Genomic DNA, 16,858 nt, shown 5'->3' with positions numbered 1-16,858 from the left:
TTGCCCCCGTTATTACTTCCCTCCGTCCGTGAACCAGAACGACTGGAGCGTCCGATCCAGCGCCGCCTGCTGCGCTTCCGTCGCGTTCGCATCGCCCAGCGTGGCCGTTAGGGTATAAACGGCATCCTCGCGGCTGAAGACGATGACACGGATGCGCGAAGGGATGCCATTCTTTTTTTGCTGCACAGTCATTTCCACCGCCGGTTCTCCGGCAAAGGTTATATCCTGCACGCTTTCGACGAACGGCCCCTGCGGATCGCCGCCCGCATTACGGTAGAATTCGTTAAGCTGATTAACTGTATAATCCAAGGAACCATCGGGAAGAACAGCGATCTGGAATCTGCCGCCGGTGAACCGATAATCGACGGCCTGCATTTCGAATCCCCCCTGATACGAAGTCCACAGCCTCGGCATGTCGATGGCATAGCCGTACATTTTCGATGTTTTGGTGACGGTCTTATTTTTCAACGAGGGATAGTCATTCTGCTCCAGGCGGCCGAAGTTCTCTTTGACGGTCTCAAAATCAATCTTCAGCGAGTCGAGAACCGCCGTGAACTTCGCCTTATCCTCGTCCTGTCCCGCCGCAGCGCCATATTCCGCATAATAGCGGTAGCCGTTCTTCAGCAGCAGCGTCTGGTACTCCGTCACCCACCCACCGCCGTAATTATAGCGGACTTCCCGCACCCGCGCCGGAGCACCGGATATCTCCATCGCCGTAACCCCCTGCTCACGGTAAGCCTCCGGCACAAAAAGATCCGCATCCTTGAGGCGAAGCTCCTCTTCCCAGCTATCCAGAGTCGATGCCGGCGGCGCCGAGCTGATATTCAGCTTCAAATAACTGCCGTCTTTGCTCCCATAGACGAGATGCCGGTTGTCAATGCTCCATGCGGCGGGTACCTGCAGAGAAATGCCGAAATCGTCGCTGCCGGCAGAGCGCAGGCCGTTTCGAACGGTCGACAGATCGCGAATCGAGCTGTCCTTATCGTCAAAAAAGGGACGAAATGAATCGAGCAGCACAGCGTACTTGGCAAAGTCTTTATAGTTAACGGCGTTGTCATCCGTCAAATACAGCTGATACAACCGCCCATTGGCATAATATCCGCGGCCTTCCCACAAGGCTCCGGCGGGGTCCTTGCTGACAATGCGTGCATAGGGAACGGCTGCCTGCGGGAAAATTTCCCGGTCCAGCACGACCTCTCCGCTGTCCTCGGAGCTCCTCACGAGCTGCTCCAGCAGTTCGTCGGCGTCCGGGGCAGCACCCTGCGGCGCCACATGAACCTCCAGATAATAACCATTATCGGCGCTCATGAAGCTGGACACGCCCTCTTCTCCGCCGCTGTCACCGATGATGAGCCCGGCCGGGTAAAGCATGCTCCACTCATAATAGCTGTTTCCGACCTTCGTCTTGCCCGCTTCGCTGTCGATGCCGCTCTCCAGCAGGCTGTCACCCCCCGAATTTGCGGCAGACAGCGCCACAACGATGCTCCCGCCGCTGCCAACCGAAATCTCCGCTCCGATGACCCCGGCTACAAAGCGCAGCGGAACCATAAGCACCCCGTTCACCATCCGCGGCGGAGCAGCCAGCTTCACTTTCTGTCCGTCCTTCCAGGCGATCGTTCCGCCGATGGTCATTGCGCCCGTATGAGGACCGTAGGTTACTTTGACAACATCGTCATTTCCCAGCGAGACGCCGCTGCCGAACGCTTTTTTGAACACCCCGAGCGGGACCATGACACTGCCGTTTTCGGAGAAAGGCGCGGCGATGACCATAACTTGTCCATTCGCTTTTGCCTGCTTGCTGCCTAACTTGAGCGTCAGCAGTAGGGTCTCTCTCTCCGCTGCCCCCGCACCGTTCATCGGCAGCATGGCCAGGATAATCAGCGCGGCCAGCGCGACATGCAGGACTCTTAGGCACATCTTGTTCATATCCAGCTCTCCCCGCTTTCGCTTCTTGTTACTCTTCCGGTCCTTCATCTTCGCTGCCGCCATCCCCCTTATTAACCATAGGATCTCCTTCTCCCAGCACCAGCTTGCGCTGAACGATATCTCCTCCGCTCTGCATGAGCAGCTCGACGGTCTGTCCCGGACGATAGCTTTTGAACAGCTCATTGATATCGACCGCAGAGGTTACACGGTGACCGTCGATGCTGTACAGCTCGTCGCCTTCGGCTATACCGGCTTTGCGGGCTTCCGCCGAGACCGCCTTCGTAACGGTTAGAGGATCTTCCGCCGGCAGTCCGACAATAGCGGACCAGCTCTCCTGAAGCTCGAGTCCAAGACTTGGTCGTCTTACTTCACCGTAAGCAAGCAGCTGCTTGATGATATAGCGGACCGTCTCCGCAGGAATCGCAAATCCCGTATTTTCCACGCCGACAGCCGAGTATTTCATGCTGACGATGCCAATAACCTTTCCGCTCATATTAACGAGGGGACCGCCGCTGTTGCCCGGATTGATGGCGGCATCGCTCTGCAGAAGCCGGTACGAGGCATCGACCACCCGTCCCGAGCCGCTGACAACACCGACGGTGGCGGAGTTGCGGAGCGCAAAAGACAAGGGCGAGCCGATGGCAATGACCTTCTCGCCCACTTTCACATTCGATGCTTCGGCGAAGGAGGCAGGCTTTAGATAGGCCGCGTTGATCTTGAGCAGCGCAATATCGCTGACTTCATCCGCATAGTAATCCTTGATGCCGTACGATTTGCCGTCCGATGTCACGACCGTGGCATTTTGCATAGACTCGATGACATGCGCATTGGTGACGATCCAGCCGCCGCTTGTGATGATCACGCCCGAGCCATGCACCAGATTGTAACGGTTGTCCAGACCCGTATTTTTTCCGCCCTGGCCTTTGCCGATAATGCCGACGACCGATGGGGACAGTCTTTTATAAATTTGCGGAATCGGGTCCGCAGCGAATACACCTGCTTCTGTGGAGGAAGGATGCGTGGCAGCCGTTTCTCCTTTCCGCGCCGCTTCGGACACGGGTACGCTCCAGCTTAGAGCCAGTCCCAGTGCAATGCTGCACAGCAGCAAGCGCAGGCCTTTGTTTCGCATCATACCATCTTTTTCCATATGTTGTCCCCTTTATTAAATCTGTATTATCTTTGTGCCGCCCCGCTTGAAAAAAAGAAAAAAAGACACCTTGATTCCCGCAGGCGGCAAAGGTGTCTTCGTCGATAAACAAACGATTCTTCTGTAATCATTCCATGAAAACGCCGGCTCTTCAGCTTAGCCAATATTTGACCATGGCATAGTCGGAAACGAGAAAGACCAGCAGACTGACGATTCCGAAGGCAATCGCAAACTTGTTCTTCTGCGGGGCTCTGAGCAGCCGGACAACCCCGGTCGCTATGAGCACCGTGAACAAAATCATAAACACATCAAAGGTATGAAATCTGGACGCAGTTGCCGTGGCGGCTTCCGCAAGCAGCATAGCCCTACCTCCTCCTAATGGTTGTCGAGCAGACATGCCCATCAGCGGCACCGTCTACTCTCTGCTTATGCATTTTCACTTCTATGTTACCGTTACCAAAGACGGCGCGCAATAGGATTTTTACAAAAAACTATGTACTTGTGACAACCTTCATTGACACCTAATGCGAATATTTAATTTTCAATGTGCCTGAGACGGAAAATCTCTTTTACATCCTACTAATAACTATATTAACGGGATTGTCCCTGTTTGAATCTTACGCGCTGCGGGCCGAGCATATGCCTTGTATTTATCAACGGAACCTGGAGGTTCCATAAACAATTGTTATACGAGCTATACCTTACTTCACATACGGGAGGCCGGATTATTTGATACCATCAAACTAATATCATAGCGACCTCGTCGGATTTATATTAGAAATGAGCGCGAAACCGGCGCAAACCGTCAAGGATTCTGAAGGAGGCAACATCAATGGCATATGAGCCGATTTGGACCAAAGATCCGGACAAGCTGTCTAAATTCGAATTAGTCAAACTGGAAAAAGACGGACTGGACGTTATTCGCACTATTATTGAAAAATATGCGCTGGAGGGTTACGACTCCATTCCGGCCGATGATCTGGACCTCTTCAAATGGGCGGGCGTGTATCAGCAGAAACCGAAGAACGGTCATTTTATGATGCGTGTCCGCATCAACACCGGCATCATGACATCCGCGCAGGCGCGGACCTTAGCCGATATCTCCCGGCTTTACGGTAGAGAACTCGTCGATATTACAACCCGGCAGGCGATCCAGTTCCACTGGCTGACTGTGGACAATTTCCCGGACATTTTCAAACGCCTGGAAGAGGTCGGCCTATATTCGTTCGAGGCGTGCGGCGACTGCCCGCGCACCATTGTCGGAAATCCGCTCGCCGGGATCGACAAGGACGAACTGCTGGATACCAAAGCCCTTGTCGACGAAGTGAATGGCTTCTTCATGCTGAACCGCGATTTCTCCAACCTTCCGCGCAAGCTGAAAATGTCGATTTCCGCCAACCCTTATAACAACGCCCATGCGGAGATCAACGATTTGGCATTTACACCTGCCGTTAAGGAAATTGACGGTCAAGAAACCGTCGGCTTCCATGTCATGGTCGGCGGCGGACTGTCCGCCAAGCCGCACCTGGCGCAGAAGCTCGATATCTTTGTCCGCCCGGACGAGGTATTGAAGGTGGCGACGGGAGTGGCGACGATCTTCCGCGACTATGGATACCGCGAGAAGCGGCACCATGCCCGGCTGAAATTTCTGCTGGCCGATTGGGGCACGGAGAAATTCAAGGACAAGCTGGTTGAAGTGATCGGGGAGCTGCCTGCACGGGGCGAGGACAAAACGGCCGGCTGGCAGGCCGCCTATTTCGACGGCGTGCATCCGCAGCCGCAGCAGGGGCTGAATTATGTCGGCCTGAACGTACCCGTAGGACGGCTTAACGCCGACGAGCTGACGCAGTTGGCCGATCTGGCCGACGCTTATGGCGACGGCAACATCCGCACGACGATGTCGCAGAACGCGATTCTCAGCGGCGTGCCGAACGACAAGGTCGATGAGCTGCTGGCCGCGCCTGTGCTGAAGCGCCTGTCGTCTGCGCCGAAGCACTTTATCAGCCGTACAGTAGCCTGCACCGGCAACGAGTTCTGCAGTCTGGCTCTGGTGGAGACCAAAAAAAGGGCCGTAGCCATTGCCGAATTTCTGGACGAGCGCCTGACGCTTGAAGAGAAGGTGCGCATTCATCTGATCGGCTGCCCGAATGCCTGCGGGCAGAAGCAGATCGCAGACATCGGACTGCAGGGCGCTTTGGTGAAGACCCCCGAAGGCATGGTTGAAGCCTATGATATCGCCATCGGCGGTACGCTTGGCGGCGGAGCTCAGGGCCCGGCCGCAAAGTTTGCGCAGCCGCTTAAAGGGCGCGTCAAGGCGGACGAAGTGGCAGGCGTGGTTGAGCAGCTTCTGCTGTTCTACAAGAGCGAGCGCGCCGCGGGCGAGGGCTTCCATGCATTCGCCGAACGCGTTGGCCTGCCTGCCTTCCAGGAAAAGCTGAGCTCGATCCTGGCCGCGACCGCCTCTTGATTGAAAGATTGAAATATCGGGAAGTTGAATACGAAGGAAGGACCGCGGCAGTTTGCCGCGGTCCTTTGTTATTTTCTCTATAGAAACCTTCGCTTAGAAACCATCGCTTCTTACTTCGCCTCCACAGCCTGAAGCATCAATGCCTCCGTACGGGCCGTATCGCGAAGCAAAATCGGCTTTAAATATTTCCCTGTGTACGATTCGGATACCTCGATAATTTTCTCCGGCGTCCCGGTTGCAATGACTGTTCCGCCGCCGCTTCCGCCTTCCGGTCCCATGTCGATAATATAATCAGCCGTCTTGATAACGTCGAGGTTGTGCTCGATGACAAGCACGGATTCGCCCGATTCGACCAGGCGGTGCAGCACTTCCAGCAGACGGCCGATATCGTCTACATGCAGGCCTGTCGTCGGCTCGTCCAGAATGTACAGCGTCTTGCCCGTGCTCCGGCGGTACAGCTCCGACGCCAGCTTCACACGCTGGGCTTCCCCGCCGGAAAGGGTCGTTCCCGGCTGTCCCAGCTTGATATAGCCTAGGCCCACATCAAGCAGCGTCTGCAGCTTACGGTGAATCTTAGGTATGTTTTGGAAAAATTCCGTTCCGTCCTCTACAGTCATCCCCAGCACATCGGCAATGTTCTTGCCTTTGTACTTGACTTCCAGCGTTTCGCGGTTGTAGCGTTTGCCCTTGCAGACCTCACATGGAACATAGACGTCCGGCAGGAAGTGCATCTCAATCTTGATAATGCCGTCGCCCCGGCAAGCTTCGCAGCGGCCGCCCTTGACGTTAAAGCTGAAGCGGCCTTTCTGAAAGCCTCTGATCTTCGCTTCATTCGTCTTGGAGAACAAGTCGCGGATATCGTCGAACACTCCCGTATAGGTTGCCGGGTTGGATCGCGGCGTACGCCCGATCGGCGATTGGTCGATATCAATAACCTTGTCCAGCTGGTCAAGGCCGCGAATCTCTTTATGTTGACCTGGACGCACTTTAACCGCTTTGTTCAGCTCTCTGGCGAGACTCTTGTACAGAATTTCGTTGACGAGCGACGACTTGCCGGAACCGGACACGCCGGTTACCGCCGTGAAGACGCCGAGCGGAATTTTGACATTCACATTCTTGAGATTGTTTTCCTTGGCTCCCCGGATTTCCAGCCAGCGGTCGTCGGTCGCGCGCCGCTTGGATGTAACCGGGATGAATTTGCGTCCGCTGAGATACTCGCCGGTCAGCGAGTTGGGGTCGTTCATGATTTCCTGCGGCGTTCCCTGGGCGATAACGTTGCCGCCATGGATGCCCGCTCCCGGACCGATGTCGATGATATAATCAGACGCCAGCATCGTATCCTCATCATGCTCGACGACAATCAGGGTGTTGCCAAGATCGCGCATATGCGCGAGCGTCGAGATAAGCCGGTCATTGTCACGTTGGTGCAAGCCGATGCTCGGCTCGTCCAGGATGTACAGCACGCCCATGAGGCTTGAGCCGATCTGTGTCGCAAGCCGAATGCGCTGGGCCTCGCCGCCGGACAGCGAACCGGCCGAACGGCTGAGCGTTAAATAATCGAGACCGACATTGACGAGGAAACCGAGACGGCTGCTGATCTCCTTAAGAATGAGATTGGCGATGGCCATTTCTTTTTCGCTTAAGGAGAGGTCTCCGAAAAAGCGCTGGCCGTCCCCGATCGACAGATCGGTTACGTCGGCGATGTTCTTTCCGCCTACCGTCACGCCCAGGATTTCACGCTTCAGCCGTTTGCCTTTGCATACGGGGCATGGCTTGGCGCTCATAAAGCCTTCGATAAATTCCCGGATGCCCTCGGACGCCGTCTCGCGGTAACGGCGCTGAAGGTTCGGGATAATGCCTTCAAAGGGAACCATCGCTTCCTTGCGCTGCCCGAAGTCGTTCTCATAGCGGAAACGGATTTTCTCGCTCCCCGTGCCGTTCAGCAGCTTATTCATATGCTCCGGCGTCAATTCGCTCACCGGCACATCTTGGGGAATATGAAAATGCTGGCACACCGATTTCAGAAACTGCGGGTAATAGTTGGACGTGCTGCCGGTCCAGGCCAAAAAAGCGCCGTCTTCGATCGATTTCCCGGAGTCCGGAACGAGCAGTTCGGGATCGACCACCATTTGCGCTCCAAGACCGTCGCATTCCGGGCATGCCCCGAACGGACTGTTGAAGGAGAACATGCGCGGAGCCAGCTCTTCCATGCTGAAGCCGCATACGGGGCAGGCAAAGTTGGAGCTGAACAGCAGCTCCTCCTGTCCGATGATGTCGACGAGGATTTTTCCGCCCGACAGCTTCAGGGCCGTCTCGATTGAATCCGTCAACCGGGACTCGACCTCTTCCTTGATGACGATCCGGTCGACCACAACCTCGATCGTATGCTTCTTGTTCTTCTCAAGCTCGATGTCCTCGGATAAATCACGCAGCTCGCCGTCCACACGCACGCGGACAAAGCCCTGCTTCGAAATCTCTGCAAACAGGCTCTTGTGCTCGCCTTTGCGGCCTGAAATGACCGGCGCGAGAATCTGCAATCTCGTCTTCTCCGGGTACTGCATGATTCGGTCGACCATCTGCTCCACCGTCTGAGACGTGATCTCGATGCCGTGATCCGGGCAGTGGGGATGTCCAATCCGCGCGAACAGCAGTCGCAGATAGTCGTAAATCTCCGTCACCGTTCCCACGGTGGAACGCGGGTTGCGGCTCGTCGTCTTCTGGTCAATGGAAATGGCCGGGGACAAGCCGTCGATGGAATCGACATCCGGCTTCTCCATTTGGCCTAGGAACTGGCGTGCGTAAGCCGACAACGACTCCACATACCGACGCTGCCCTTCGGCATAGATGGTATCGAAAGCCAGCGACGACTTGCCGGAGCCGCTTAGTCCCGTCAGCACGACGAATCGGTCACGCGGTATCGTCACGTCGATATTTTTGAGATTATGCGCCCTCGCGCCTTTGATTACTATGTTTTCGTTCGCCAACGGTACATCCTCCTTAAGGTGTTGGTGCTTGCCCTCCCAAACCCTCCCAAGCCTATGCTTCCGAAACGAGTTTTCCTTCGAAAAACTTTTAGGAGGGCCCCAAGGGCTCCGCCCTCTGGACACCCGCAAATTTTGGCGGGGGAGGTAGGTTAGCTCTGTTTAGTTGCTTCCGTGCGGGAAGCCGCTTATCCCTGCGGGACCGCTCGAACGTTTGCGCTCGCGAGATGGGCGCTTAGGTGCCACCGGTCTGCTTAGAGCGCTCTCCCTGCGGGATTCGCTTTACGTTCGATTCGAGCGTTTAATGCCACTAGTCTGCAACGAGCGCTCTCCCTTACAGGATTCGCTTTACGTTCACTCCCCTACGGATTCACTTGGTACCGGTACCTCACACCGCACTCGGCAAAAAGAACGAAGAACGGCCTAAAGACAGCGCCGTTCAAATCAGTGCAAGTGCTATCGTTGATGCTTCTGCGCATGACACGTTTACTCGGCCCGCAGCTCCAGCAGGGCGTCGCGCAGTTCGGCGGCACGTTCAAACTGGAGGTTCTTCGCGGCTTCCTTCATTTCGGCCTCAAGCCGCTGCATGAGGCTTTGGCGTTCTTTCTTGCTCATCTTGCCGCCCGCGCCGGTCAAGTAGTCGGACTTGGATTCGGCGACCTTCGTCGCCTCGATGACGTCGCGAACTCTCTTGCGGATCGTTTGCGGCGTAATGCCATGCTGCTCATTGTAGGCGATCTGGATGGTCCGGCGCCGCTGAGTCTCGGTAATCGCCTTGTCCATGGAATCAGTGATGCGGTCGCCGTACATGATTACCTTGCCTTCCGAGTTGCGCGCGGCGCGGCCGATCGTCTGGATCAGCGAGCGCTCGGAGCGCAGGAAGCCTTCCTTGTCGGCATCGAGTATGGCAACCAGCGAGACTTCCGGCAGATCAAGTCCTTCTCTTAACAAGTTAATACCCACGAGAACGTGAAATGTACCGAGACGCAGGTCGCGCAGTATCGCTATCCGCTCCAGCGTCTTGATGTCGGAATGCAGATAACGCACTTTGATCCCGATTTCCTTCAGGTAATCGGTAAGGTCTTCCGACATTTTCTTTGTCAGCGTCGTAATCAGCACGCGCTCGTCGCGGTCAAGACGCTCGCGGATCTCGCCGATCAGATCGTCGATCTGCCCTTCTGTCGGACGCACTTCGATGATGGGGTCCAACAAGCCTGTCGGCCGGATAATCTGCTCCACCATCGTGTCGCATTTCTCCAGTTCATAAGGACCGGGCGTAGCCGAAACGTAGACGATCTGCTTGACCTTATCCTCGAATTCCTCGAACTTCAGCGGACGGTTGTCGAGGGCGGACGGAAGCCGGAAGCCATGTTCCACCAGCACCGTCTTACGCGCCTGGTCACCGTTATACATCGCCCGGATTTGCGGAAGCGTCACATGCGACTCGTCGATAACGATCAGCATGTCATCCGGGAAATAATCCAGCAGCGTATAAGGAGTGGCCCCGCGCTCGCGGAAGGTCAGCGGTCCGGAATAGTTCTCGATGCCGGAGCAGAAGCCAACCTCCTTCATCATTTCAATGTCGTACCGCGTCCGCTGCTCCAGCCGCTGCGCTTCAAGCAGTTTGCCGGCGCCCCTCAGCTCGGCCAGACGGTCCTCCAGCTCCCGCTCGATGTTGCCCAGAGCAACGCGCATCGTCTCTTCCTGGGTGACAAAGTGGGAAGCCGGAAAAATGGCGACATGCTCCCGCTCCCCGATCAGTTCCCCGGTAAGTACGTCGATCTCGGTAATCCGCTCGATTTCATCGCCGAACAGCTCGACGCGGATCGCATGCTCCCCTTGCGAAGCGGGGAAAATCTCAACCACATCGCCGCGCACCCGAAACGTTCCGCGTACGAAATTGATGTCGTTGCGCTGATATTGGATATCCACCAGCCGGCTCAGAATCTGATTTCGCGGCTTCTCCATTCCCACCCGAAGCGACAGCAGCAGGCTGCCGTATTCCTGCGGCGAACCGAGACCGTAAATGCAGGATACGCTTGCGACGATAATGACATCCCTGCGTTCGAACAGCGAGCTCGTCGCGGAGTGGCGGAGCTTGTCGATCTCCTCATTGATGCTGGAATCCTTCTCTATATAAGTATCCGAAGACGGGATATAGGCCTCCGGCTGGTAGTAGTCATAGTAACTCACGAAATAATCGACCGAGTTATGCGGAAAAAAATCCTTGAATTCGCTCGCCAGCTGAGCGGCCAGCGTCTTATTATGCGCAATGACCAGCGTAGGCCGGTTCACCTTGGCGATCATCTGCGCAACGGTAAACGTCTTGCCCGTACCCGTCGCTCCCAGCAGCGTCTGGTGCTTCTTGCCCCCACGCAGACCTTCCACCAATTCCCCGATGGCGCGGGGCTGATCGCCCTGGGGTGAGTACTCGGACTCCAGCTCGAAGGTCTTCGTACTGACGACAATATCATTCATTTGCCCGTCTCCCCCTTAATCGTCTAAAATATATGAATATATTAACCCATTCTTATCTTAAATGCCGTTCTTCATACGAAAGTGAAAAAAAGGAATATAAGAATACTTGTTCCCGTCAATTATACATGTCCTGCCGCATTCATGCAAACCTAATATATAGAACAATTAAGGAGTACACCCGATGGATATAACCTCAATAATCGGCATCTTTGCCGGGCTCGCCGCCCTGATCGGCGGATTTTTCTGGGAAGGCGGAAGCGTATCCGGTCTGCTGCAATGGAATGCCGCCCTGATTGTGTTCGGAGGCACGGTTGCCGCGGTCCTGATCAGCTTTCCCGCCCGCACGCTGCGCGCCATTCCGGCAGCACTGAAAATGGCCTTCGGCCGGAACCGGACCCATCTGAAGGAGCAGGCCGAAGAACTCGTGGAGATGGCGCTGCTCTCCCGCCGAAGCGGCGTTCTGTCATTGGAACCCCGGGCGGAGGCGCATCCCGATCCCTTTACACGCGAAGGCCTGCAGCTTATCGTCGACGGCACGGACCCCGGGCAGGTGCGTCAAATTCTGGAACTGGAGATGGACGCTGCCGAGCTGAAGCATGAAGGCTATGCCAAAATATTCGAGGCCGCCGGCGGCTACGCGCCCACCATGGGCATTATCGGAACCGTCATGGGACTCATCCGTGTCCTCGGCAACCTTACCGATCCTTCCCATCTCGGCCCTTCGATCGCCGTTGCTTTCACGGCGACGCTGTACGGAGTCGCCAGCGCCAATCTGCTCCTCTTGCCCATTGCCTCCAAGATCAAAGCGCGGAGCCAGCTCCGGCTGCACGGCATGGAGATGCTGCTTGTAGGCATTCTGGCGGTGCAAAACGGTGATCATCCCCAGCTCGTGCGCAAGAAGCTGGCGTCCTTCCTTCAGGACGAGAAGGATGAGAACACCGCGGCAGGAGTCCGGTCATGAGGCAGCGGGGACAGCGGGTCCGCCGGCGGGAAAGCCGCGAGAGCCGCGACCGGTGGATGATAACCTACGCCGATTTGATTACGCTGCTGCTTATCTTTTTTGTCGTTTTGTATGCCATGAGCAGTCTGGATCAGGAGAAATACGGCAATGTGATCGCTTCGCTCCAGCGCTCGTTCCAGACTGGCAGCGGCATCCTTGACGGGAGCAGCGGATTGCTGGACGGCGGAAACGGCCAGCAAAACGGAAGCGGCAAAGACAGCGAAAACGGGCAGAGCAGTTCAACCGGCAGCCCCACGGGTCAGCCGGCAGCGTCAGCGGCGCCGAGCGGCGGGGTATCCGCCGGAACGGACGGCGGGAGCGGGCAAGCCGGAGCGACACCTGGAGCGGCGGCGTCTCCTTCCCCCCGCGAGCTTGCCTTCCGCCAGCAGGAAGCGAAGCTGGCCGATCTGATGAACGTGATAACCAAATACGTGAAGGATAATCGTCTCGGCGACCAGATTTTTGTCGCGGACAAGCCGCAGGGCATCGCCATCACCCTCAGCGACCGTTTCCTCTTCGCCGTCGGCAGGGCGGATCTCAAGCCCGCAGCGCTCCCCGCGCTGCGCCAGCTGTCCGGTCTGTTCCGCGGCATCGGCGCTACGGTCAGCATCGAGGGCCATACGGACAAAACGCCGGTGCTTCCCTCCTCCCGTTATGCGGACAACTGGGAGCTCTCGGGAGCGCGCGCGCTGTCCGTTCTGCGCTTTTTCCTGGACAGAGAAAGCCTGAGCCCCGGCCAGTTCCAGTATGCAGGCTACGCTGATACGCGTCCCGCCGCGGACAATGCCACGGAGAGCGGACGGCAGAAAAACCGCCGGGTGGAGATTATCGTCCTGCGGCAGCTCCAGGAGGAGTGAACGAAGGCGCTTTGAAGTGACTGCGCTCCTCTGCCCGCTGCAAACGCAAGCTGCCGGAGGCATTAGGATTGTACTAAAGCATACCGGAATACAGCAAAACATGAATGAGCATACAAGGCGGATTTTTCGGCGGCATAACAACTTGCTGTCCGTTAAAAATCCGCTTTTTCGCGCTGCCTCCTTACACAATAGGATTTCCTGCTGAACCGGGTAGATGACAATGCCCCATTGGTTTACCCGTCTCTGAAATGCGTTAAGTATCATATAGACTGAGACTAGCCACAATATGCATATAAAATCATTAACGACTTTATTAAAAAGAGGGATTATCTTATGAACGATTCACATTCCGTCCGTCCCGATTTCGCCGACTCTTCTTTTTTGAAACTGCATATTCTGGACACGGTTCGTTTCTATGCCCCCCGCTGTATCGACCGTCTTAACGGCGGTTATATCAACTGCTTTCTGGACGATGGAACCGTATGCGATTACGAGACGAAACAGCTGGTGGGAATGACGCGGTTCGTTTATATTTTCAGCGCGGCTCTGCTGGTTGGAGGGCCTGCGGAGTACCGCGGGGCCGCCGAGCACGGACTTCGCTTTCTTCGCGAGTTTCAGTGGGACCATGAGCACGGAGGGTTCTTTTGGACGCTGAAGTGGCGAAATCCGACCGATAAAAGAAAGCTCGCCTACGGGCATGCTTTTGCCTTATTGGCGGCCTCTACCGCTTTCAAAGCGGGAATCTCCCCGGCAGGGGCGATGATCGGCGAAGTGTACGAGGTGCTCGAGAAGCATTTCTGGAATGAACAGGACGGCCTGTACGCCGATGAGGCGTCCGCCGACTGGTCTGAAGTGTCTCCCTATCGCGGACAAAATGCAAATATGCATCTGACCGAAGCGATGATGGCGGCTTATGAGGCTACCGGCGAAAGACGTTATCTTGACCGCGCAAATACGCTGGCGCATTCCGTCATGTTCAAGCTGCTTCCGCAATCGGGCAAGCTGATTTGGGAGCACTACAAGACCGACTGGGTGATCGACTGGAATTACAACAAGGGCAACACCAAGGACGAATTCCGGCCTTACGGCTATATTTTCGGCCATTCCATCGAATGGACCAAGCTGCTTCTGCTGCTCAACAGGCACTGCCCGCAAGCATGGCTTCCGCCGCAGGCGGAACGTTTGTTTCGGGAGGCTATAGACAAAGGGATGGACCGGCAGCATGGCGGTATTTTCTATGCGATGTCCCCTGAGGACGGACAAATTATCGATTCCGATAAGCGATACTGGGTAATGGCCGAGGCGATTGGCGCTTCCTCCCTGCTCTCCGCTTGTACGGGGCAGGCCGGCTACCGGAAATTTTACGACGATATTTTCAGCTACTGTTGGACCTACTTCGTCGACCATACCTTTGGAGCGTGGTATCAGCTTTTGGACGCCAGCAACCGGAAGTACAACAGCATCAAGAGTCCGCCGCCGAAGACCGACTATCATCCCATTACCAACTGCATTACGGCCCTTTCCGTTTGGGGAGCGCGGCAGGCAAGCCCTTTTGAGAAATAAGAAATGCAGACGGGAGTGGCGCCAGCCGGGATATTAACAGGAAATTAACAGAAATTCACGGGAAGTTCATGTATAACAGGCAGGAAAAAATATACATTGAGCGGAAAGAGTATGCAAAGGAGATGTTTCCCAAAATGGCTTCTCTTGTCCGCGCTTTACGCGATCCGAAGCGATGGCAGACCTTAGCGTATTCGGTAGGCCTGCCGTCGGTCAGCCTTGTTTTCCAAGCCGTTTTCTTAATGTTTCTAATGGGTTTTGGTGGCTTTATGTTGTTTTTCGGGTCCTCTCCCCGGCTGTTTTGGGATATCCCGACAGGTATGCCCACTGGCTGGAAACTGACGACGATAAGGGGCTACTTGCTGGCCTTCGGCGCTCTGTACGCGCTCGTCTGGTGCGGTTATTGGTGGGTGCTGCGCGCGTTGAACAGCAATAAGATCCGGGCGTTCCCGCTTCATGTGCTGGCTGCCTGGCTGCCTCTTCTCGCAGGGTTGTATTTTGCCGATCCGGTCAGTAATCCGAATGCCATGATTCCGACCTCCGCCGCTGAAATCACCTTTACGATGAGCACAGCCTTGATGACGGCGGCCCTGTTCCCTCTGTACTCCATAGCCGTCTACGCATTCGTACTTTCTCCCTCTATCCGGAGGACCCGCAAAATAGGGAGGCTTCTCGGACTGTGGATTCTTTTTGCGGCAGCGAGCTTGTATTTGCAGCCCGTCTTCTGGCATATCGCACCTTCGATCTACGAGGGAATCGCCGGCTTTCCCATACAGTAGCATCCTGCAGAAGGGCCGGAAGCAGCAAGGAGCAAACGTCCTCAATCACCTGCAAAAAAAACAAAAAGGCGGGCCTTGGTCCAGCGGATCAATCCGCTGTCCAAAGCCTGCCCAGTAAGACCGCGTTGATTCGGCGGATCGAACCATTGTCCAGTAGCCAGCCTGCCGAGTTTAGCCGCTTATTCGTCCGTATGCAAAATGGCCCAAAATCCGCCGCCGACAACCTTGGCAGGGCAGCATCCGATCATCTCCCCGCCATAATCAAGCAGCTGGATAGAATGAAGCGGAATTCCTCCCTTTATTTTTCAAAAAAGGAGCCTCTGACAAACTTAAACTGGAAAATCCCCCTCTAAATCGGCGTTTCAGGCAGAAATAAAGAAAAAACAGCAAATAAACAGGAGTTTTTCCCGTTAATTGGGCGAAACAGCTTTTTTTCGAAAAATTAAACGGAGTTTTTCCCGTTCATGCAAAAATCCGCTGCCGGACCAGGCACGAACGGAATCCTCCGTTTAAGCTATGACCGAGAATATTAGATATAATCGCGTTACTCGCCGACCAGTTCACGATAAGCCGCCGCATCCAGCAGTCCGTCCGTCGCAGAGGCGTAGTCGCCCTCGACCTCCACCTCGTAAATCCAGCCCTCGCCGTACGGCTGCTCGTTCAGCAGCTCGGGCTTGTCTTCAAGCGCCGCGTTGACCCGCGTCACCTTTCCCGACACCGGAGAATATAATTCGGATACGGTTTTGACCGATTCGATACTGCCTACGCTGTCGCCGGCGGTGACCGCCGTGCCGATTTCCGGAAACTCCACGAACACGATATCTCCAAGCAGATGCTGGGCATGGTCGGTGATGCCTACGCGCACGATTTGACCTTCGCCCTGCTGCGCCCATTCATGCTCTTCGCTATACCGGAGATTGTCTAGCACTTCACTCATTTTCGATAGCCGCCTCTCTTCGCCATTGGGAGTTTAAAGTTAGTTATAGACTAAGTTATGCCCTTATCCGGTGTCAATATATCTGACAGGAAAATAATTTTTGACCGGTTTTTGAATGAATATGGTTGACACCGGGAGGGGATTCCAGTATTAATGGAGTGAGAAGAATCACATACAAGCAGCGAATGATGGCATAGGGAGAGACCGTCCTCCGAAGACGGCGCCGAAGGAGTAAGCCTTGAACCAAGGGGAATCTCTCAGGCAAAAGGACCTCTGCCGGACGCATCTCTGGAGAGCACCGGGCGTTTAGCAGCGTACGGTCACCAACGGGGAAACCCGCTCAAAGCTAAAGCGCCGGGCCGTCAGGCTATTGCCGCTTATATGCTGGAATACCGGACTTTTGCAGCCCGGAGCGGGGTAACTCTCAGGTACAAGGGACAGAGCGAAAGACGAAAGTGTGCGCATATTTTGCGTAGATTCGTCTTACGCCTGTCCTTTTTTGCGCTTGCCGAAAATAAAAGTGGAATCCACGCAAAGGTTTTGGAATGTGCTGTGGAGGGCAAGCTTCATTTTGTGGAATAAACCAGCCCCGTTCGGGACCCGCTTCCCTGCCCCTTCAAAGTAAAAATCTGGCGGTGAAGCAGACCCGGATACTATAGGAGGACCCCAACAGCTATATGCGGCTTGAAGAAACGCCGGACGGCGTCCCCGCTGGACGCAACCACG

At 55.5% G+C, this 16,858-nt stretch carries 11 protein-coding genes and 1 riboswitch; of the genes, 5 read left to right on the top strand and 6 right to left on the bottom strand.

Features of this window, described 5'->3' with window-relative positions:
* Positions 1-12 precede the first annotated feature (12 nt).
* From EH198_RS16920 to EH198_RS16910, 3 genes are all read right to left on the bottom strand, one after another.
* The gene (locus EH198_RS16920) at positions 13-1,989 is read right to left on the bottom strand and encodes a stalk domain-containing protein (RefSeq protein WP_124696699.1); all 1,977 of its coding nucleotides are present in this window, start codon (positions 1,987-1,989) and stop codon (positions 13-15) included.
* On the bottom strand, positions 1,955-3,073 hold the full coding sequence (locus EH198_RS16915; RefSeq protein WP_379310920.1) for a S1C family serine protease: 1,119 nt from the start codon (positions 3,071-3,073) through the stop codon (positions 1,955-1,957). Before EH198_RS16915 ends, EH198_RS16920 begins: the two co-directional genes overlap by 35 nt.
* Positions 3,074-3,224: 151 nt before the next feature.
* Positions 3,225-3,434, bottom strand: a complete 210-nt coding sequence (locus EH198_RS16910) for a hypothetical protein (protein ID WP_124696698.1) — start codon at positions 3,432-3,434, stop codon at positions 3,225-3,227.
* Positions 3,435-3,905: 471 nt separating this feature from the next.
* Between EH198_RS16910 and EH198_RS16905 the strand changes: the two genes are divergently transcribed.
* Complete coding sequence (locus EH198_RS16905) at positions 3,906-5,540, top strand: nitrite/sulfite reductase (RefSeq protein ID WP_124696697.1); 1,635 nt, start codon at positions 3,906-3,908, stop codon at positions 5,538-5,540.
* A 110-nt stretch (positions 5,541-5,650) separates the two neighbouring features.
* Here EH198_RS16905 and uvrA read toward each other — a convergent pair whose 3' ends face one another.
* Positions 5,651-8,524, bottom strand: a complete 2,874-nt coding sequence (gene uvrA / locus EH198_RS16900) for an excinuclease ABC subunit UvrA (RefSeq protein ID WP_124696696.1) — start codon at positions 8,522-8,524, stop codon at positions 5,651-5,653.
* Between the two features lie 483 nt (positions 8,525-9,007).
* A complete protein-coding gene (gene uvrB, locus EH198_RS16895; RefSeq protein WP_124696695.1) occupies positions 9,008-10,999 on the bottom strand; it encodes an excinuclease ABC subunit UvrB in 1,992 nt (663 codons plus the stop codon).
* A 181-nt stretch (positions 11,000-11,180) separates the two neighbouring features.
* Between uvrB and EH198_RS16890 the strand changes: the two genes are divergently transcribed.
* The 4 genes from EH198_RS16890 to EH198_RS16875 all read left to right on the top strand — a co-directional run bounded on the left by EH198_RS16890 (position 11,181) and on the right by EH198_RS16875 (position 15,195).
* A complete protein-coding gene (locus EH198_RS16890) occupies positions 11,181-11,960 on the top strand; it encodes a flagellar motor protein (protein ID WP_124696694.1) in 780 nt (259 codons plus the stop codon).
* Positions 11,957-12,856, top strand: coding sequence for a flagellar motor protein MotB (locus EH198_RS16885; RefSeq protein ID WP_124696693.1), 900 nt, complete (start codon positions 11,957-11,959; stop codon positions 12,854-12,856). Before EH198_RS16890 ends, EH198_RS16885 begins: the two co-directional genes overlap by 4 nt.
* Before the next feature lie 333 nt (positions 12,857-13,189).
* Entirely contained in the window at positions 13,190-14,419 is a 1,230-nt protein-coding gene (locus EH198_RS16880) for an AGE family epimerase/isomerase (protein WP_124696692.1), read from the top strand.
* Between the two features lie 317 nt (positions 14,420-14,736).
* The gene (locus tag EH198_RS16875; protein WP_124696691.1) at positions 14,737-15,195 is read left to right on the top strand and encodes a hypothetical protein; all 459 of its coding nucleotides are present in this window, start codon (positions 14,737-14,739) and stop codon (positions 15,193-15,195) included.
* Between the two features lie 544 nt (positions 15,196-15,739).
* On the opposite strand, the gene gcvH is transcribed toward EH198_RS16875, so the two are convergent.
* Positions 15,740-16,132, bottom strand: coding sequence for a glycine cleavage system protein GcvH (gene gcvH, locus EH198_RS16870; RefSeq protein WP_124696690.1), 393 nt, complete (start codon positions 16,130-16,132; stop codon positions 15,740-15,742).
* Positions 16,133-16,317: 185 nt separating this feature from the next.
* A riboswitch (glycine riboswitch) is annotated at positions 16,318-16,415 on the top strand.
* Positions 16,416-16,858 lie beyond the last annotated feature (443 nt).

It is taken from the genome of Paenibacillus rhizophilus (assembly GCF_003854965.1).
Lineage (GTDB): Bacteria > Bacillota > Bacilli > Paenibacillales > Paenibacillaceae > Paenibacillus_AQ > Paenibacillus_AQ rhizophilus.
This window is presented reverse-complemented; position numbering and strand designations above follow the sequence as displayed.